Below are 19,300 nucleotides of genomic sequence, written 5' to 3'. Positions count from 1 at the left end.
CGGAAGCAAATCTGAGCTTATTATGAAAGCCATCGAAAATGGCTGGATGACCATTAACTTATAACATTCTTTAAGGCCTTGGACTGAAGTTAAAATTGTAATTTTTTAAAGTACAACCAGTCTGATCCCGGTAGCACCATTCATATTAAATCCTGTTACTGTGCAATTAATCAAATTTCCATTAACAGAAACTTCACATTTGGTAACATTATCATCTGTTGCATTAGTAATATAGGCTAATGCTTCATTTGCATTGAGAACTAGAAATCGAGACGTATTACCGGTGGATGCAGCCTGAATACAATTAATCAGATTACCATTACTGTCCACTTCACATTGATCAACACTACCTATACCGAACGGGCCATTTACCACATAAAGTCGAGTTCCCGATGAATTGAAAGCTATACCAATAGGAACAGTAAAGCCTGCTCCAGCAAGCGAACAATTGATTAAATCGCCATTTATTCCAACATCACATTTTATTACCTGTGAACTTGATGCCATATACACCCTGGAACCTTCAGGGTTAAAAGTAATTCCTTTAGGAGAAATCACAGCTCCAGCATTTAAACAATTGATCAAGTTCCCATCGATATCTAGCCCACACCGGGTAACCCTATTTCCCATTATATTAGTAATATAGATTTGCGTACCTGCTGGATTAAAAATAATGTCAACCGGATTATTGAAAATTGCTGCCGAATTGCTGCAATTAATAAATTCACCATTCGTATCTATATCACATTTAGTGATAGTATTACCATTGAAGTTAGCCACATAAACCCGTGAGCGGTCGGGGTTAAAAGACAGACTAAAAGGATTTGAGAAGCCTGCGCCTACTATTGTGCAATTAGTAAAATTGCCAGTATTGTCGAAACTGCAGCGAGTTATATTATTTGCCCCAGATCCAAAATCATTTGTCACATAAGCGAAGGATTGACCAAAAACTACTGTTAGACTGTGGTTGGCATTAATATTGTTTAGCTGGAAACTCGTACCCCCAGTTTGCACCACAGCACCATCCAGAAGCCAATGCTTAACGGTAAATCCTGCATTTGGAGTTGCTGTAAACGTGAGATTACTTCCTGCATTTACTACCTGAGTCTGGTTTGGTGTAATAGTACCATTAAGTCCCGCCAAAGGAAGCACTGTATATTGTTGTATGGGTGGCTGTTTCAATAAATGGATACGGAGTGAATTAAGGATGCTGGGTTGATAGCATTGATTGAGATTTCCCTGCTGACACAATACGGGACCTCCTAAAACATCCCCCTGTAATGCGGCACCCTGAATACTCAGTCTCAAAGTGCAAGTGCCTCTACCCGGCAACTGGCAAACGCCATTTTGCGTGATACCTGCTATCGGTATCATCACTAAGGTCTTAGGATGGGCGGACTGATTTTGTACTGTATAAATAACTTCGGCACTGCCGTTATTTGTCAGTGTTAATTCGACTGATGTTTGTGGGATAAATGTCCATAAGGGTGTTGCGGCTTGTGCTTTTGCAATTATTAACAGTAAGAGTAATTTCATCAAATATATTTGTTTTTTTCGCATTCGTATTCCCTGAAGCTCGATGAATCTAATCCGATGACTAGTTAATATTTTTCTGTAGGCACAATATCAGTCAAAATAAATCTTGTTTTAAAAAAATTTGATTTTCATACTGATGTTAAAAGATACTAAATATGGTGTCTGGAATTATTTGACAATCACAGTCACCAAATGTCAATAGAAATTATGATTTTCTTTAACTTCTCTGCTATGCATAATGCTTGGTTTCGGGGTTTTTATTTTTCCAAGCTTGAACCAAAATAAACAATCATATATAGAAAACTGAGCTTAAATATTTCTGTACTATAATTCAATCAAGTTTATGATGGTGTTGTCATTTAATGGATTGATTATGAAAGCAAAATGGCTTGACAATCTTATCCCACTGCATACTCGTTACCAGGGTACACAATACGCAGGCTGGAAACCGGCCAAATTTGCAGATGAGAATCTGGGATGTATTCTTTATTCAGATGTTTTTGTCCCATGCCAGACGGTGTTCGTCTGTCAGCAGATATATATACTCCGCAAAAAAAAGGAAAATATCCGAGTATTGTTCAATTTTCAGCTTATAACCGTGATTTGCACACAGTGGGTATGCCAACAGGAACCAATGAAATAGGCTCCCCTCCTAATTTTACTAATCGAGGCTACAATGTCATTGTTTTAACTGCTCGCGGTATTGGACGCACGGAAGGAGAACTACGATATTGGCAATGCAATGAAGAAGTGGAAGATCACTATCATGCCATCCAGTGGGTCAGCGAACAAAATTGGTGTGACGGCCAGATTGTATTATTTGGTTCTTCCTATTATGGGATGTCTCAGGTAAATGTTGCAGTAAAAAATCCCCCTGCATTAAAAGCGTTTTTTGCGCATGAAGTCTGTACCGATTATTTCCGTCATGTCTTTCATTATGCAGGCCTAAGTGCCAATAGTTTTATGAGTTTATGGGCTGGCTCCAATTTCACCGAAAAAAATATCAAACGATATATTGCTCCCTGGAAGCGAGCTTTACTTAGCCATTTTATCAATCATCCCTGGACTTCAAAGCTCGGCCACACGTTTATAAATCATATCTATCATCATTTGAAAGACCACTATGTCGCTAAAGAAGTTCTTCCATTTTATGAACATATTATATTTGACTTAAATACAAGAGAAGAAAACATCGCCCAAGGCTCCTACCAACAGTTGAAAAATATACATATCCCCTTTGTTGTTGTTCAGAATAGAACGGATATTGCATTACATCAATTTGGTGCTTATGACTTATTTGAACATAGCTCAACACCTAACAATAAAAAATGGTTAATCATCAATCGCCCCGAGTATGAATTACCAGTTTTGGAATGGCAGTTAGAGGCGGCTGCATTTTTTGATTATGTCATTAAGGGATTGGACAATGGCTATGATAAACTGTCGCCTGTGCGTTTTTGGGTTGATGGAGAAGAACAGTTTGAAAGTGCCATCGCATTTCCTCCTGCAAATACAGAAAAGAGAAAATGGTATTTCAGTCAAAATACTCTTTCAAAAAACGTTCCAGCAGAAAATGATGAAACCTGGCTAAGTGTGCCGCCTTATGGAGATGTTGTTAAGAATATAAACAATATGACAGCGCAAACACTACGATATGAATTCCCAATCAAAGAGCCAATTAAAATTGCCGGCCCCATAACTGAGATTTTGTATTTTCCATCAGTATGCCAAGAGAGCCCCGAACCTCTTGGATAAAGATAAGGTCTGGCATAGAAAAAATCCCAATCTATATCTTTAAGACCTATCAAATGAGGGAACTCAGCAGAGCCTACTATGAGCTCCTGGATAAATAAATCAATCGTTGTAGCGGTAGGATATACTTGCTCAGTAGTGCAAGGTTCTGATCTTGGATGGGAAATTGTAACGTTGCCCCATAAAGGGGCACCATCTTCGATACTAAAAGCATTTACCCATCTGGAAGAATGAACAAACTTAAAGCTTTCAGTTTGAATATAACTCCAAATTTTCTCAAAATCCGATGGTTCTAAGAAATCATCGATTACTGCAAACACATCATTGCTTAGAATTAATTTCATATCTACAGCGAAACTATTAAGAGAGAATGCTTTTACTGACCTTGATTACCAAGGCATATATTCATCTTTATCTTCTTCCGTATCAATTGCATCAAAATATTCTTTCATAACATCTCCCTATAAAGATCATTTTTTGTCAGAGTGCCATTTATAAATTCATTGCGTTTCCGAGACAACTCATCTCCGGCTCTGTTTTTATACATCCTGGTTCATAGGGGAGCTTAAAATTATAATTTGTATTAGGCCGTCTACTTCTAGCTGTTAATGCGCTCGTTAAAAATCGTCACTAGTTGACAAATCATCTACTTTAGCTTTGATTAAAAATGGGGAATTACCCCTCTGATTGTAAAAGTTAATAACTAATTTAATGATTTCTCTTAATCCATAAAAACTGCCTCTTCCACATGAAATACCTACGGGTATTGCATTCTATCTCAAAATATTTCTCATACCCCGAATGCATCTTTTTAGACCAACAGAACTTTGCTCCTTGATTCTTTTCTTCAATACACTTTGAAGAAAGTTCTGGATAATTATTATCAACTTCTACTTCTTCGTCCTTGTAATCCTCTGCCTTAACTATCTTATAGCCAAATTTTTTTAGTATAAATGCGTGTAGCTTTAAAAAAGCTTCTTTGATTTTTAATAATAGAGGTAAAAGATCCATCTAGATTCTCATTTAAACAGTTAATGATTAAATTATAGATATCAGATATAAAAATCTGCGTTGATCCGTAATGTGAAAGACCATTAAATTATAAAGGCTCGCTTTATAGTTGTTTTGAAAAAAGTACCCACTGAAGTACCCAGTATAGAATAATTGATTAGTTAGAAATATTTATTTAGAGGTCTTAACCATATGATTTTGAAAGGATTTTATTGGTCGGGACGGAAGGATTTGAACCTTCGACCACTAGCACCCCATGCTAGTACGCTACCAGGCTGCGCTACGCCCCGAACTGCCGCTTATTAAAGCGATTTTGCAGGGAAATGTCAAGATGAAATGGTTTTATTTGAGTTGTTGGGTGTATTCATAGGCCTGTTTTTGCAGGTTATTACCGCTGCAGATGGGGCTGGCCCATTTGTCTGGGCAGGGTTTATCCCTGGCGATGGACCACATGGATAATCCGCCAATGCTTTTGCTGATTGCAAATTCACGTAGTTTTTTGGCATTATCCAGTGTGAATTGCTCTGTATTGATATCGTTGACTCCAATCATGGGGGTTATCTCAATCATTGACCATAATTCCGCTTCCGACTTTTTGGGAAACAGTATTCGCAATTCATCTCTTAGGGCGTTTGCTGATGCGATGGCATAATCGCCCATATCGCCGGTGTAAGCGGCGCCGTAATCCATGGCCATTATATTGACATTAAAAATCAAATCAGTGGCTTTGGCCATTTCAATTAACTCTTTGCCTTGACTGGTTAAACCTTCTGGTAGAACCGGTAACGTAAAGATTATTTTTATCTCGGGATTTTGCTGTTGAAAAATCTGTAAAGCCTGAATAAGAGTTGGTGCGTCCGCGGTATTATTTTCCACATCGAAATCCAGTGATTTCGCATGGTAAATTTCACTGACTTTGCTTAAAACCAGTTTGAGCTGTTCAACATTGCAATTCATGGATAAATCGGTTCCCAATGCGCCGCCAAAGGAAATGCTGATATCAATGTTATTTTTCATTAGTTTGTCAGTTAAATGCTGTCCCCATTTATTGCTGACTAAATAGCCTGAATGACCTCCCCAAGCAGGTTGACAATGCCCTGAATCGGTAATGAACGCCAAGCGAAAGGCTTTTAAATCCTGTTCCGTGGCGATTTTACTCAAGTCCATCGGTTGGATGGACTGATAATCCGGATCCCAGTAAGTATTGATAGTCATATCCGCATAAGGACTAAACGGTGGAGTGGCCGCGTCTTCCAGAGGATGCGCAAAAGCAGCTAAAGGAGTGCATACACTGATTAATAATCCAGTTATTTTATTAATCATTATTTAACCTTTTCTTATCCCTAGCTAAAGGATAGTCCATTAAACCCTTGTTGATTAAATCTTATTCAGATTATTTGCTTCTTCAAATTGTTCGGCAGTTTCATCCAGTTCAGGATCGGTTCCAGTAGCAATATAACCGGGAACCCCATTGCCTAACATATTTCCCATCTCGGCACCGGTAAATGAATTTTGCAAGGTATCATTGGAGCTGCCGGCAACCTTCAGCGCTTCCCTGAGGTATTCAGGCGATATCGCATCCATAGGCCTTACACGCGTATCTGGCTTTTCCGTCATTTTTATTTTTTTTGACTTTTTCGAATCCAGATCTTTGTCTTCGTCTTCATCCTTCGATTTGTTGGTGTATTCACGCGTGATGATGCCGAATCGTTTCTTAACCATAAACCCCACCTGTGCAATTGTTTATTTAATTATAAGATATACGCAGGCAAATTGAGTTGTATCAAAACAATTTTGCGAATTGTTAACGAATTGCCAGGGTCCCGCGGATAAAATCACATTTTTTTCCCGCATCGAATCCCCGCGGCAGCGACCGCGGGGCCCACACGAAGCCTATTTGGAATATCAGTTTTGCTAATTTTAGGATTATGTTTGAAAGACTTGTTCCTAACTGTTTTAATTGCTATATCGGCAACATTGGATTTCTCTGAAGAGCATGTCGGCCACCAGACATGGGCCCCGCGGTCCCAGCCGCGGGGATTCGACTGCATTTGTGTAGATAGCTATGGTATAAAACGCGGGACATTGGCATCTTGTCAGATCAACCAAAGGCATTGATACCCGTGATATGACGCCCTAATACTAGCGTATGCACATTATCCGTTCCCTCATAAGTGAAAACTGATTCCAGGTTGAGCATGTGACGGATGACTGGATATTCAAGGCTGATGCCATTTGCCCCTAAAAGGTTACGGCAGGAGCGGGCAATTTTTAATGCTTCGCGGCAGGCATTGCCCTTGGCCAGGGAAATCATAACCGGCGTTTCGCGATGCTGATCCTTTAAGCGGCCAATCTGCAGATTCATGCACTGGGCTTTAATAATTTCAGTATACATATCGGCCAGGTCTTTTTGAATTAACTGGAAAGAAGCCAGGGGTTTGGTGAATTGCTTACGTTCAAGCAGATAATCCCGCGTGGCATCAAAACAAGCCATGGCCGCACCAATGGCTCCCCAGGCAATTCCATAACGCGCCTGGCTTAAACAGCTCAGCGGTGCGCCCAAGCCTTTGTCACTACCGGGCAAATAATTTTCATCGGGAACGAAAACATCCTCAAATACCAGCTCGCCGGTTAAAGAAGCGCGCAGGGACATTTTATGTTTAACTTCAGGCGCTGAAAATCCTTTGGCCTTTGAATCAACAATAAAGCCGCGGATCCCCTCTTCTGTTTTAGCCCAGACAATGGCGATATCTGCGATAGGCGCATTGGTGATCCACATTTTTGAACCGTTCAAACGCCAGCCGCCGTCTACTTTTTTGGCATAAGTGCGCATACTGGCTGGATCAGAACCGGAATCTGGCTCAGTCAATCCAAAGCAGCCAATCACCTCCCCTCTTGCCATATCAGGCAGGTAGCGTCTTTTTTGTTCCTCTGAACCATAGCGAAAAATGGGATACATGCACAATGAACTTTGTACGGATACGAAGCTTCGCAAGCCGCTATCGCCTTTTTCCAATTCCTGACATACCAGACCGTAGGAAACATAGGACGCTTCTGCGCCGCCATATTCTGCAGGCAGGGTTAATCCCAGCAAACCTAATTCAGCCGATTGTTTAATCAGTTGACGAGGAAACTCGCCATGCTCAAAGGCTTCAGCCATTAACGGAATCACATCATGATTTACAAAACGGGCGACACTGTCCCGAATCATCCGCTCATCATCTTGTAGTTGTTCTTCAAGAAACAGCAAGTCGTCCACTTTCTTTCTCCCTTTTCACTGAATTCAAATCAAGAACTGCTTCAACAATGGATTCTTTACTCGGCAACAAATATTGCCACGCAGTTCCCAGGGGGATGAAGCAATCTTCACCCGTTATCCGTTTAACCTTTAAGCGAGAAGAAGCTTCTTCACTTAGAAGAGTCATTAATCCTTCGCTGATTGAAGCACTTCGCCGGCCTTCATCGACAATGAGAACGCGTTTTGCCTTCACCAGCTCACGCAAAATCGACTTGGCAGGCAGTGGGCTTAGCCAACGTAAATCGACGATTTTAGTTTTAATCTGATGTTGATCCCGCAACACTTTAGCGGCCTGCCTCGATAAGTAATAGCCATTCGCATAGGTCAGAATGACAGTATCCCCTTCACCGAATACGCCAACATCCCCATATTCTATGATCTCATTAACAGCAGGGTATTCAGACAACCAGCCATTATCGCCGTTTTCATGCAAATCTTTGGTCATATAAAGAGCAATTGGCTCGAGGAAAACAACCACCCGCCCTTCTTCATGCACCAGTTTCATGCAGGTTCTTAACATTTTAGCAGCATCCGCTCCATTGGAGGGACAAGCAACAATGACACCCGGAAGATCACGAAGTACTGCAATAGAATTATCATTGTGGAAATGCCCACCAAAGCCTTTCTGATAGGCAAGTCCAGCAATGCGTATCAGCATGGGGTTGCGGTATTGGCCATTGGAGAAAAAGGATAAAGTCGATGCTTCACCGCGTAACTGATCCTCTGCATTATGCAGATAAGCCAGGAATTGAATTTCAGGAACAGGAATAAAACCATTATGCGCAAGGCCAATAGCTGTCCCAAGTATTGTCGTTTCATCGAGTAGGGAATCGAAAACACGGCGCTGGCCAAATCTTGCCTGCAAATCAGCGGTAACCCGATATACGCCCCCTTTTTTGCCGACATCTTCTCCAAAAATCAGCATGTTGGGGTATTGAGCCATCAGATCAGTCAAAGCAAAATTAATGTTCTGACAAAGATTACGTTTTAACGTCAATTGATTATAGGCACTGCCAAAGGCTTTAATCCGTTCCGCCTCACCGGGCAAGGCATATTGTTTCACTGGCGTGATTTTAGGAACGAGGGAGGACATGACTTCAGCGGCACTGCCCATCCGCGGCAAGCGAATGGCTTCCATGGCTTTTGCCTCAATCAGGGATTTATTATCCAGATACAAATCCACCATTGCTTCCAGACTCATCCAGTTCTGTTCGTGTAGAATTCTGGCGGTATGGAGCAAGGGATCATTCGCCTCTATCCGTTCAATTTCAGCCTGGCTATGATATTGGGATTCAATATCCGATCCCGCATGACCTAAGAGGCGCACGCATTTCATGTGTAAAAAGACGGGCTGTTTTTTCTGCCTGGCGATTTGCTGGGCTTCCTGCGCTTTGCTATAAATATCGGCGATATTCAATCCATCACAGCTGATATAATGAATCATCGGGCGGTTTTTGATTGAATATTCAATCCAGTGCTTGGGAGTAGGAACGGAAATGCCTATTCCGTTATCTTCGCAAATGAAGACCAAAGGCAGAGGATATCCCTGGCTGGCAATCCAGGAGCAGGCATTCAATGTAGTCTGGGAAGAAGCGTGGTTGGTTGATGCATCCCCAAATGAACAGAGTATAACGGAATCAGAAGGCAGCTTCGATTCAATCCCTAATTCTTTAGCCCGGGTAATTGAAATTGCCGCACCCAGCGCTTTCGGCAAATGGGAGGCAATGGTGGAAGTCTGCGGTGGAATGGATAGGGGCACGCTGCCAAAAACTTTATGCCGGCCGCCAGCAATGGGTTCCTCCGCAGCAGCCACTAGGGAAAGCAATATATCACGTACCCCATCACAACCCGACAGTTGTTTGGCTCGCTGAAGATAAAATGCAGCGCTTCGGTAATGAAGAAAAGCCATATCGGTTCGACGGAAAACCTGTCCTAAAACCGCATTACCTTCATGGCCGCTGCTCCCAATGGTGTAAAAAGACAGGCCTTTTTCTTTTAACTGGCGGGCTATCAGATCAAGCAGGCGCGATTTAATTTGAGAATCAAACAGCTCGATTGCCATTTTCTTATCAATGCCAGCCTCTGCAGCCTGGGTACCACTTTGGGCAGCAGGGAAATCTGCGGCACGTACTTTATTCAGGAACTGTTCATCCACTACACTTGCTCTATCCAGCATCATTACACCCTGTTAATTGATCCTCAATCCTTCACGAACCATCAAGCTTTCCTGCTTGAAGAATTCTGCGTATAAGCTACGTGAAAAAAGAGCGAATAGCCAGATCCCGGGCTATAAAAAGTGTATACTTTAAAGAATTCCCGTAAGCACTTAGTGCATATAAAACCGGGACTCTTGCGACCTTAAGGAACAACCTGATGACCATGGAATTGGTAGTAGCGCAGAACCTGCGTTTAAATCCCGTTTCAAATGAACCTAGAATCAGCAAAAGCCAGGATTTGTACATAGGCCAGCTCCTTAAAGCGGTTGTCAATTTTCAAAACGCCAGCGAAGTCAGCATTAATATTAATGGCCAGAACATAAACGCCAAGACTTCCCACCATTTTTCACCAGGTGAATTATTACAGGTCAAAGTCGCTAAAACTGGCGACTCTACAATCCTTCAGGTTATTAAGGATCCCATTCCCCTAAACACATTGAACCAGGCTTTATTGCATTATTTGCCCCGGCAAATGCCAGCCACTCAATTGTTAAGCTTATTGGGTATTCTGCAAAACCAGGAAAGTCTTCCTGAACCGCTTCGCATGCAAGTACAGCAATTGCTGCAAAGTCTGGTGCCTTTAAATGAATTGCCGCAGAAATTTCAGCAAGCCCTGAGTCAAAGCGGTTATTTTCTGGAGGCTTCATTGCTTAATGCAGGCAAGCAATTAAATCCTGGAGTTGATTTTAAAGCGCAATGCCTGCAATTATTGGCCTCTATTCAAAAAAACTATGCTGGCAGCGGCAGCATTATTGCATTGGATAACAATCCGGTTCAAAAAGAAAATTTACCTCTTCCAGGGGTTCTGCCCCAACCTTTTGCCAGACCCTCGCCAATGGCAGATCTAAGTATTGAGCAACTATTGCCTATGATTCGCGATCACCTTGAACAGGTTTTAGCGCGCATCACTTCAGGACAGTTAAATCATTTATTGCATATCAGCAATTATGCTTACAGCCTGATGCTTGATTTGCCGGTTCGGAATGAGACGCATACGGACATCATCCCTTTGCTAATAAAAGAAGAACAACGGCAAAAAAGTCAGGAAAGCAATTGGTCAATCCGCTTTGCGGTCAATTTGGAACAGCTTGGCCCGATACAGGCTAAATTGTCTCTGCAAGGTAATGCCCTGGATGTCCAACTAAATTCCGAAATAGGTTCAACACTGGGTATTTTGCAGGATAATGAGCAAAGCTTTGCAGAGTTATTGGAAGAAGCTGGATTAAATTTACGCAGTTGGATTCTACGCCAGGGCTTGGAAGAGAATCAGCTGGATACAGCTAATCTTAAACTACTGGATATCAAGGTATGATAAAAAAGAACCGGCAGGCAGTAGCCCTCCATTATGATGGTAAGAAAGCACCGCGTGTGACCGCCAAAGGCGAAGGGGAAATTGCCGAGCGCATCATTCAGATTGCGAAACAACATGGCATTCCTCTGCAGGAAAACAAAGAGTTGACAGCGTTATTGGCGCAGGTACAACTCAATGGCGAAATTCCTCCCAAACTTTATGTGGCTGTTGCTCAAATGCTGGCATTTCTCTATTTTTTGAATGGCAAAACGCCGAAGGATTATCATCCTTAGAATGGGAACCTAAGCTGCGTACCACAAGCTATAACCCTCTACTTACCTCGTTTTATGCCTGAGCACAAAACACACTCATTGGCGAATATTAGTCAATTAAACTACAATTAAATCAATAATAAAAGACAAGAGGTCAATCATGCGATGGATAGCCGTCTTACCCACAGTTTTTCTTCTGGCAGCCTGCTGTTGCAAAAATAAAGAGGTGATTGAATACCGTCAGGTACTTGCCACCCCTCCTTGCTACACCTCAGCATTTGTCGATGAGGAACCTGTGGACGTGACTACAACGACGGTGCAATATTACTAGGAGGCAACATGACTCGTAATACATCTAGCCCTCAACCACAGGCAGTTGAACGGAAAGATAAATCGGTTAACAAAGAGCCGCCCTCAAACTTACAGGGCAGTAAGCCGGATAAACTGCCTAAAGACAAACGCTTTAATCGTTAAAATACACTTCTCCAGGCTTGATAACTATCAAGCTTGAAGGAGTGTTGCCAAAACCACCCTTTTGTGCAAAAATATACCACTTTTTCTATTTTCAGTTTTGAAATAGGATAATTTTGACACGTTGGAGCCTTAATGAGTTTATTTGAAGTACAGTCGGTTGAAGAACTGAAAAAAATGATAGTTACAATCAATCCTGCCGATTTAACCCAGCAAAACGCCCAAAAGCAAACCCCTATTGCCTATTATGCCTCGAAAGGAGAATGGGACAAGGTTGAAGCCCTGCTTAACCCTGACAATGACATAAAGGATTCGCAGATGTTTGCGGAAGTCATTGTACTTGCCCGAAAAGCAAAACAAGATTTGCTGGTGCAGAAACTCTTTGATTTAGTGCATCCCCAGACTCATTGGCTAATCCAGAATGAAGAAGGAAATAAAGATATTGCTCCCCTGCATTTATTCATCATGAGGCAAAAAAAAGAGCATATTGCAATCTTGGCTTCCACCGCTGATTTAAGCCTTAAAGGCCCGGGGACAGCAACCAGAAGAGGCTATACAGCAGTTCGCCTGGCCTCGATCTACCATGATTGGGAGACGGTGAAACTTTTGTCAAAAGAGAACACCGATGAATTGGATACGTTTCAGTATGGTGGAGCGATGCTCCATGCTGTACACCAGAAACAATATGAGCTGGCGATTGCATTGGCTAAAAAAGGAGCAAGGCTCAATTATGCCATCGGCTGTGGTGAAGAGGGAGCATTAAACTGCTTTCATATTGCTGTTAGAAAAAATCATACTGTATTTCTGGAGCTTTTAATCGCTGCCCAAATCCGAAGCTCAAATCAGGATGTTTTAGAGCAAAAATTCAGGGGTCATACTCCTATAGAGTGGGCTATCCTGTGTAAACACTGGCATCTTATCCCCCTTATGGCGAAAATGAAACCGGCTAATCCCAAAGCAGCCGGATATGTGGCTGCTTATAAAAAAGCAATGAAGAAAGCCGATATGTTTACACCGGAAACGCTGGAGGCCTTGCGGATAGCTGCTCAGGTTGAAAAGGAGGGTACGCCACAAAAACCTGTAAACAAGGACACGGCGAAAGGCAGTCCTCCGCCTGCCCAAAAGCCTAATTCTGATAGACTTTATGAAGCAACCCAAAAGCTCTTTCTCGCAGCACAAGAAGACGCACAGCTTTTAAGCGCATTTAGAAAGATTTATACAGCCTTGTACAATGGCCAATCCTCTTTTCTCAAATCAGCCAGCTTTCTTGATAAGCATGAGAATATCACCCTGAAACTGATTGATGGCTATTGTCGGGAAAAACCTGCCTCAAGAACGAGCAAAGCAATGGTCTTAGCGCAAAAATATGTAAAGGATATGACCAATATCGAGTTGGTCAAAGAAATCCATCAATATGCCTATGAGCACAGCGGTTTTTTCAAACGCTCTCCTAATAGGGCTAAATTGAACTCTGCCCGAGCGCAGGAAGCCTATATCAATGCAAATGCAGACTCAAGAACGGGTCAGATTCGAAGCGCATTGAGACAATAGGTATCTACACAAATGTATAAAGCTACAAAGTATTCTTAAGTCGAATCCCCGCGGCTGCGACCCATAGCTATCTACACAAGTGCATGAGAATTAAAACCTATCGAATCCCCGCGGCATCGACCGCGGGGCCCACACGAAGCCAATTTAATGTTAAGAACACTTGTTTATGACTACCTCTTAAACCCTTTTTTTGGCAACATTGAAACCGGTCTGACGACCATGCTACTCCAACAGGCATGGGCCCCGCGGTCGCAGCCGCGGGGATTCGGTGGTCGGTGCCGCGGGGATTCGGACGGGGAAAACATTTGTGTAGATACCTGTGTATAGGCATGGGAGCACTCAGCTTACATCGGCTGCGGTTCTGGTGCATTAGCAGGAACACAGGATGCGAATTCATCCTGAAACTCTTTAAGCATTTTTCCAGCCAGTTTATGGGCTTGCATACACGATGCATTTTTTTGCGCAAGCCGATCAACATAACCGCTTTCCGCAATATTTGTATTCACATCAAAGAATGAAAGTTTGCCACTCGGCTTATTCGTTTTCTCCAGTTTTGAAGGTCCACCCTGATCAACATGACTGTGACAGCAGGCGCCGCCATATAGGGTCGAGCGGTTATACGTAGTATCAAGGCTCCTTTGCACATCATTCATGGTGGCTTTCCCTTCGATGTAAGCCTTAAAATTAGTGAGTAATGCCAATTTGCCAGGAGTTAAATCCCTTGCCGGCTCGGTCATGCTCCAGAGCAAGGCAACCCGTCCGGAAACGGCCTGGTAGCGCTCGTTGGCGCTCTTACAGCCAGCAAGCGAAGCAGGCTCGAGGAAAATAGACATAGTCTGCATAAGCATGCCAAATTGAGCATTCCGATAATCGCCACTAGCCAGGGCTTTAAACAAAACCTGGGCGACCAGGGCATGGAGGTTATCTTCCGCAGCTTGTATATTGACCGAATTCCACTTCTCGCGCATGCCTTCAAAATAATCCTGAGCCATTTTTCCAGAGAAAGAATCCTTGAAAAAATCAGAATTATTTCGTTCTTGTTTTAAATAGGTAAAATAATAAGCGCGTAATTTTTCCGAGGCAGCATACAGGCTTTGATTTAAGGATACAGGCAAATATGAACGATAACTTACCAGGGTTGACAGCATTGCCATGTGCGCCATTAATGTGGCTTCTCTGGCCACATCGTCAAAAGCCTCATGATTCAGTTCGAGAGTATGCTGATTAACGGGAATATTCTGCACATAAACGAGCCCATCCAGTTTTCCCTCTTCAAGTTTTTTCTTATTGTATAAATGGGCTCCCTGAATAATCAGCTTTGCACTTTCCCGCTGATGATTTGCACCTGGCCCTATATCACCAATGCGGGTATATAATGAAGTGAGCAGATTATAGATCACTGGCCCGCGATAGGCTGGATTTCGAAGGTGTAGTTCTGCTACATCGACCGCCAGCTTTTCTGCAACATCCCTAACTGCATTCTCCTTTAATTTCAAAACAGCAATGGAGGGAACCCGCGCCTCAACCGCTTGTCGTTTGAAAGCGACTACCGCTTCTTTCACATTGGGATAGTATAAGTTTCTTGCAATGGGCCTGAATGCCTGCTTATTAGCACCTCTTCGCTTATTATGAGCTGTTTCCTCTGTAGCGCTTACACGCATCGTCAGATGATTACTGGCATCAGTATGCAGATAATCGGAACCTGAAGCGGTGGTTCCAGTGAAATGGGATTCATTTAAATCAGCGCTGACTGCCGCTTTTAATGCCTCAATATTTTGCGAATTACTAATTTTTTCACGTAAAATTGTGTGCAGTAACTCTCTGGCATCAGCAGACAATTTCTTTCTTGAGCTATCGAGCTCTTTATTCAAGGCAGCAATATTTGTAGAGTAGTTAAGCGCCTGAGTATAGGTATGCAGCACTTGCTTATTGATCTGGGCTAATAACTGTTGCTTTTCTTCCATAGTGAGCAAGGATTCACCCGGCTGCAACAGGTCTTTTTCAAGCAGGACCCGCTCCAGGGCTCTTAAGGCCAGAAAAACATGCATGGTCATTTCTTCCTGAAGGGGAATAACACTGCCCTGCTCTTTCTTATCAAACAGACCTTGCAGCCGGGCGGCTATTTCCTTGTCCGTTGATGCACCAACCGCATGCAGGAATTTTGCATGCAAACCTTCATTAAAACTGATATCCAGATTGCAGAATGTCGTGCCGGTAATGCGCCCGACCCCCATCGCTTCTGCTAATTTTTCCAGACTGCCGCGGGTTTCATTACCTTCCGATATTATTGTAATCAGCTCGTCCATGTCTTCCTGGGTAAGGCTTACTTCGATCAGAATATGCCCCTGGGTATCAAAAATGGGCTGTGTCTGCTTTTCAGCAATCGCGATACCTTTAGTGATTAGAAATTGTTGATAAATGGCCTCTGCACGTTGATGATTCTTGCCTAAATTATATTTGGCAACATTTGCCACTGACTTGTAGACACTCAATTCGCTTTCAATAATCCGTCCCAACCAGGATTCCTGGGCTGTCTCTGGCTTTACCAGAACCGTTTCAATACGTTCAGTCACGGCATTGTCAAATTTATCGGCTAATGTATCTACATGAGGCAATGAGCCTGTCAATATCATTCTCTGCTGATCTTGTGGCAAGAGCACTTCACCCAAAGTAGCGATGGTAAATAATTGTGTCATTAATTGTGCTGCGCGGGAACGAGTCGGCCCCGACCATTTGGCAAATAATTTATGTCTATCGGCTGCTTTTAGCGCATTTTCCAGCATCTCTACAGTGATCTGGCCTTTTCGTTTAATTTCTAAGCCCAACTCATAGAAGATTTCATCTTTATAAGCATTGGGATTTAATAGTAAATAGGATTCAATTGCATTCAAAGCTTTGGTAGCCTGTTCTCTATGGATAAATAGCTCGGCTCTTTCTCCCAATCGCTCCTTAACGCGTTCTCGCAAACTGATTAAAATCATTGAGCTACTCTGTGCAGCTTCGCCCTCCTTTGCTAAAAAATCACTTATAGATGACAATTGGTGGGTAGCTACAACAGGATCCTCCCGCAAGTATTCATTCAAATAGCGTTCTAATTCTCTGGTCTCTGCGGGGCTAAATGAATTGAGCACCTCTTTTTGTGATGGCGAGTTCAAAGACAGAAAAAACAGGGGATGTGCCGCTGTCAATTTCGCTAAGATAGCAACGTCAACTTGAGAAAGCGCATGAATTAATTGTTGATTACGTTCAATCAGGGCGGGATCTTTGTCTTGAATAAGAACAAGCATCTGATTAGTTAAATGCTCTGCAAACTCGTCTGCCCGGTCTTCTGATTTATATTGGCTGAAGAGTTGATTGATTAAAATTGGCAGATAGTCCGGAGCTCGTTGCAGGACAGTCAAACAACTGGTGCTTAAGTTAATGTTTTGCTTGTCCAATTCCTTTTTTAAGGCTGTCGACAGAATATAAACATTCGTTTCCGCTGGAATTGGCAGCTTCAAATCACTTAGCAATTGCCGATTCAAATACACTTGTTTAGCGACTGAGAAAGGATACTTTAGCCAGGCCTCATAAGGATAGCGGCTAATTTTTAGCGCATTTGTCTTTGAAATACCTTCCGCGACAATAATTGCCAGGGATAGATCATGTATGGGAATCCCAAGATAAGTCTCATAAATTCTTGCGACCAACTGGGCAGCCTGACTCGAAATCGCAGGCTTCCCCCGCATCCGCTTATAAAAAAGCAAGGCGCGATTTGTTTTCAAAGCTGCAATTTTTTCATTAAGATAATCAACAGAAAGACTGCCTGTTCTCAGCTTATCGAGTATGTCGGCAAAGAATTCTTTTTTGACTTTATTATGCCCTTCCTCATCTTTACTCTCGATGTATGCCCTAATATCATCGGCCAAAGACATTTATTACTCCAGAAATTCGAGTTCTTTTGAAATTATAGAATTTGACTTAAGGAAATATTATTTATTATACATCATGCTTTAAATTTACGCTTTTGTTACATTTGAATTGCGAAACGTTTGCATGCTTTTGGGGAGGGAAGGTCTTTTTTACTTCGGGATAAAGTTTGAGGTGCTGGGCTTTACAGCCCAGCCTACATTAACTGACGGCTTCTCGGATTATCCATACACGCTGCGAATCGGCGGGAACATTCGAGGTTTCCATCCATAAAATATTTCCGCTGACCATGGTTTTTGAAGAGACTGCTACGGCAAAGGGATATTTCTTTTTCAAAGCCTGAAGGGCGTTTAACACTCTGCCTGGATCAGACTGTGCATCCTTTAGTAATAACTCGTTGCCACGATAAATAACTGTTACCGCCTGCCCATTGACGGCCTGTTTAACCACCGTTTCCAGACGGCGCCATCTTGCCTGTTTACCACGCTGCTGTTCTGCCTGGGTGGGCCCCATTTGATATTTAATACGGTTTTTCGAGGCGAATATACGGGACCAGGAGTTATTACTGGGCTTTTGCTGCAGGAAATAAGTGCATAAGGCATCAATCAGATAACGGTATTTTCCTGAAATGGAGGGACTGGTTCCTGGGCGGTTATTGATATACATGGCAAAGGCCAGGGTATGCGCATTCGCGGTGTATAAATAACCGGACAAGCTGACAATACCCGTCATTGTACCGGTTTTCGCACGAACCATATCTTGCTGATCAGGCCGCTTGAACCGGCGCTGCAAGGTGCCGTCACGCCCCGAAACAGGCAGTGCAGAAATATATTCATAGGCAAGCGGAAATCTTTCATAAAGAAATCGCAGCAGATTAACAGTCTGGCTCGCTGTTAATAAATCATTACGCGATAAGCCGGAACCATCTGTCAGGATAGCTTGCTGCATGGGAATACCGGTTTGATCCTGAAGGAATTTTTTAACAACCTGCTGTGCTTCCGGCCAATTGACTGGTGACCCATGCAGCTTGTGAGCCGCATGCAAAAAGAGGCTGTCCGCATAGAGATTATCAGAAGGTTTCAGGGTATCAGCCATCAATTGGGAAATCGGTTTTGAAGAGTCTGTAGCTAGCAACATGGCACCATTCGGGGTATTGCCCAGTGCTACATTGCCGTCAAGAATAATATTCTCTTTGGCCAATTGCTGGCGGATTAAACCTTTCGCATAGGCGAGTGGATTACGGATCGCCATTTTCTGCTGAATAGCCCATTGCCCAACACCAATACAGCCTCTAACGTTTAAATGATTTTCCTGATCCATTACAAAGGAAACCCCGCAACGGGCGGTTTTCTCTTTGGTTTTCACTTCATTATTTACAATAATACTGCCGCTATCGTCATCGACCTCCACCACTGCCGTCTCACCTGGCTTGCCAGCAGGATTCACCGTTGCAACCATACGATTGGCATCAATCATGGTCGGGCCTAAGGGCGCGCCATAACTGTAAGCCAGGTCGCTGGTCATCCAGCCTGGTGCGTAAGGATTCACGATAGCATGGCTGCTATCAATGATTACATTGCCCTGAATGTGGTTGATATGCCAGCTTTTTAACACGGCTAACAAGCTAGCCAGACGCTCACGGCTAAAAGAAGGATCCCCGGAAAGTTTGAGGTAGAGGGAACCTTTTAACACGCCATTCTGTAATTGACTTGCATTGGTGCTCAGGGTATTTTTAAAGCGGTAATCGGGGCCAAGCACCATTAAAGCTGCCGCATCCGAAAATAATTTCATATTGCTGGCAGGCACAAAAGCCTGATTCTGATTACGGCTATAGAGCGTCGTGCCAGTGTTTAAATCGACGACTTCAATACCAATATTGGTTCTCGGGTCTACCTGATTAATTAGCCGGTCAGCTCCGCCTTTAATGGTCGCATGGGAGAGGTCAGAAATTATCAGGCTAAGCAATGCGCACGACAAGATCCTTTTCATCGAT

General features: G+C 42.9%; 14 protein-coding genes, 1 tRNA gene and 1 pseudogene. 6 read left to right on the top strand and 10 right to left on the bottom strand.

Going from position 1 to position 19,300, the window contains the following annotated elements:
* Nucleotides 1-105 precede the first annotated feature (105 nt).
* On the bottom strand, nucleotides 106-1,560 hold the full coding sequence (locus tag DYH42_RS02105; RefSeq protein ID WP_058523380.1) for a beta-propeller fold lactonase family protein: 1,455 nt from the start codon (nucleotides 1,558-1,560) through the stop codon (nucleotides 106-108).
* Nucleotides 1,561-2,013: 453 nt separating this feature from the next.
* Between DYH42_RS02105 and DYH42_RS02100 the strand changes: the two genes are divergently transcribed.
* On the top strand, nucleotides 2,014-3,291 hold the full coding sequence (locus tag DYH42_RS02100; RefSeq protein ID WP_083503097.1) for a CocE/NonD family hydrolase: 1,278 nt from the start codon (nucleotides 2,014-2,016) through the stop codon (nucleotides 3,289-3,291).
* On the opposite strand, the pseudogene DYH42_RS16760 reads toward DYH42_RS02100, so the two are convergent.
* From DYH42_RS16760 to DYH42_RS02065, 7 genes and pseudogenes are all read right to left on the bottom strand, one after another.
* A pseudogene (locus DYH42_RS16760) lies at nucleotides 3,237-3,632 on the bottom strand (2OG-Fe(II) oxygenase); the annotation flags it as partial. The gene DYH42_RS02100 and the pseudogene DYH42_RS16760 overlap by 55 nt on opposite strands.
* A 364-nt stretch (nucleotides 3,633-3,996) precedes the next feature.
* Entirely contained in the window at nucleotides 3,997-4,299 is a 303-nt protein-coding gene (locus tag DYH42_RS02090; protein WP_058523378.1) for a hypothetical protein, read from the bottom strand.
* 213 nt (nucleotides 4,300-4,512) lie between these two features.
* A tRNA-Pro gene (locus DYH42_RS02085) sits at nucleotides 4,513-4,589 on the bottom strand.
* A gap of 52 nt (nucleotides 4,590-4,641) precedes the next feature.
* Nucleotides 4,642-5,622, bottom strand: a complete 981-nt coding sequence (locus DYH42_RS02080; RefSeq protein WP_058523377.1) for a chitinase — start codon at nucleotides 5,620-5,622, stop codon at nucleotides 4,642-4,644.
* Nucleotides 5,623-5,676: 54 nt separating this feature from the next.
* Nucleotides 5,677-6,021 (bottom strand): hypothetical protein, encoded by a 345-nt coding sequence (locus DYH42_RS02075; RefSeq protein WP_058523376.1) that lies wholly within the window; start codon nucleotides 6,019-6,021, stop codon nucleotides 5,677-5,679.
* Nucleotides 6,022-6,400: 379 nt separating this feature from the next.
* A complete protein-coding gene (locus tag DYH42_RS02070; protein WP_058523375.1) occupies nucleotides 6,401-7,558 on the bottom strand; it encodes an acyl-CoA dehydrogenase family protein in 1,158 nt (385 codons plus the stop codon).
* Entirely contained in the window at nucleotides 7,536-9,773 is a 2,238-nt protein-coding gene (locus DYH42_RS02065; protein ID WP_058523435.1) for a thiamine pyrophosphate-dependent enzyme, read from the bottom strand. Before DYH42_RS02065 ends, DYH42_RS02070 begins: the two co-directional genes overlap by 23 nt.
* A gap of 197 nt (nucleotides 9,774-9,970) precedes the next feature.
* Between DYH42_RS02065 and fliK the strand changes: the two genes are divergently transcribed.
* The 5 genes from fliK (at nucleotide 9,971) to DYH42_RS02050 (ending at nucleotide 13,398) form a co-directional block, all read left to right on the top strand.
* The gene (gene fliK, locus DYH42_RS02060; RefSeq protein WP_058523374.1) at nucleotides 9,971-11,125 is read left to right on the top strand and encodes a flagellar hook-length control protein FliK; all 1,155 of its coding nucleotides are present in this window, start codon (nucleotides 9,971-9,973) and stop codon (nucleotides 11,123-11,125) included.
* Nucleotides 11,122-11,397, top strand: coding sequence for an EscU/YscU/HrcU family type III secretion system export apparatus switch protein (locus tag DYH42_RS02055; protein WP_058523373.1), 276 nt, complete (start codon nucleotides 11,122-11,124; stop codon nucleotides 11,395-11,397). Before fliK ends, DYH42_RS02055 begins: the two co-directional genes overlap by 4 nt.
* Before the next feature lie 139 nt (nucleotides 11,398-11,536).
* The gene (locus tag DYH42_RS16505; RefSeq protein ID WP_157062386.1) at nucleotides 11,537-11,707 is read left to right on the top strand and encodes a hypothetical protein; all 171 of its coding nucleotides are present in this window, start codon (nucleotides 11,537-11,539) and stop codon (nucleotides 11,705-11,707) included.
* 8 nt (nucleotides 11,708-11,715) lie between these two features.
* Nucleotides 11,716-11,850 carry a hypothetical protein gene (locus tag DYH42_RS16840; RefSeq protein ID WP_272946867.1) on the top strand — a complete coding sequence of 45 codons (135 nt, stop codon included), beginning with the start codon at nucleotides 11,716-11,718 and terminating at the stop codon, nucleotides 11,848-11,850.
* A gap of 132 nt (nucleotides 11,851-11,982) precedes the next feature.
* Nucleotides 11,983-13,398, top strand: a complete 1,416-nt coding sequence (locus DYH42_RS02050) for an ankyrin repeat domain-containing protein (protein WP_058523372.1) — start codon at nucleotides 11,983-11,985, stop codon at nucleotides 13,396-13,398.
* A 344-nt stretch (nucleotides 13,399-13,742) separates the two neighbouring features.
* Here DYH42_RS02050 and DYH42_RS02045 read toward each other — a convergent pair whose 3' ends face one another.
* Nucleotides 13,743-17,312, bottom strand: coding sequence for a hypothetical protein (locus tag DYH42_RS02045; RefSeq protein ID WP_058523371.1), 3,570 nt, complete (start codon nucleotides 17,310-17,312; stop codon nucleotides 13,743-13,745).
* A 196-nt stretch (nucleotides 17,313-17,508) separates the two neighbouring features.
* Entirely contained in the window at nucleotides 17,509-19,296 is a 1,788-nt protein-coding gene (gene dacB / locus DYH42_RS02040) for a D-alanyl-D-alanine carboxypeptidase/D-alanyl-D-alanine endopeptidase (RefSeq protein ID WP_058523370.1), read from the bottom strand.
* Between the last annotated feature and the right edge of the window lie 4 nt (nucleotides 19,297-19,300).

The sequence above is a fragment of the Legionella birminghamensis genome (genome assembly GCF_900452515.1).
GTDB lineage: Bacteria > Pseudomonadota > Gammaproteobacteria > Legionellales > Legionellaceae > Legionella_C > Legionella_C birminghamensis.
Note: the sequence above shows the minus strand (reverse complement) of the source record. Positions and strands in the feature narration are given on the sequence as shown.

Excerpts from the sequence above, each read along its gene's own strand:
- DYH42_RS02080 (WP_058523377.1), bottom strand. The coding sequence starts at position 5,622 with ATGATTAATAAAATAACTGGATTATTAATCAGTGTATGCACTCCTTTA.
- DYH42_RS16840 (WP_272946867.1), top strand. The coding sequence starts at position 11,716 with ATGACTCGTAATACATCTAGCCCTCAACCACAGGCAGTTGAACGGAAA.
- DYH42_RS02065 (WP_058523435.1), bottom strand. The coding sequence starts at position 9,773 with ATGCTGGATAGAGCAAGTGTAGTGGATGAACAGTTCCTGAATAAAGTA.
- fliK (WP_058523374.1), top strand. The coding sequence starts at position 9,971 with ATGACCATGGAATTGGTAGTAGCGCAGAACCTGCGTTTAAATCCCGTT.
- DYH42_RS02090 (WP_058523378.1), bottom strand. The coding sequence starts at position 4,299 with ATGGATCTTTTACCTCTATTATTAAAAATCAAAGAAGCTTTTTTAAAG.
- DYH42_RS02075 (WP_058523376.1), bottom strand. The coding sequence starts at position 6,021 with ATGGTTAAGAAACGATTCGGCATCATCACGCGTGAATACACCAACAAA.
- DYH42_RS16505 (WP_157062386.1), top strand. The coding sequence starts at position 11,537 with ATGCGATGGATAGCCGTCTTACCCACAGTTTTTCTTCTGGCAGCCTGC.
- DYH42_RS02105 (WP_058523380.1), bottom strand. The coding sequence starts at position 1,560 with ATGCGAAAAAAACAAATATATTTGATGAAATTACTCTTACTGTTAATA.
- DYH42_RS02055 (WP_058523373.1), top strand. The coding sequence starts at position 11,122 with ATGATAAAAAAGAACCGGCAGGCAGTAGCCCTCCATTATGATGGTAAG.
- DYH42_RS02100 (WP_083503097.1), top strand. The coding sequence starts at position 2,014 with ATGTATTCTTTATTCAGATGTTTTTGTCCCATGCCAGACGGTGTTCGT.
- dacB (WP_058523370.1), bottom strand. The coding sequence starts at position 19,296 with ATGAAAAGGATCTTGTCGTGCGCATTGCTTAGCCTGATAATTTCTGAC.
- DYH42_RS02045 (WP_058523371.1), bottom strand. The coding sequence starts at position 17,312 with ATGTCTTTGGCCGATGATATTAGGGCATACATCGAGAGTAAAGATGAG.
- DYH42_RS02050 (WP_058523372.1), top strand. The coding sequence starts at position 11,983 with ATGAGTTTATTTGAAGTACAGTCGGTTGAAGAACTGAAAAAAATGATA.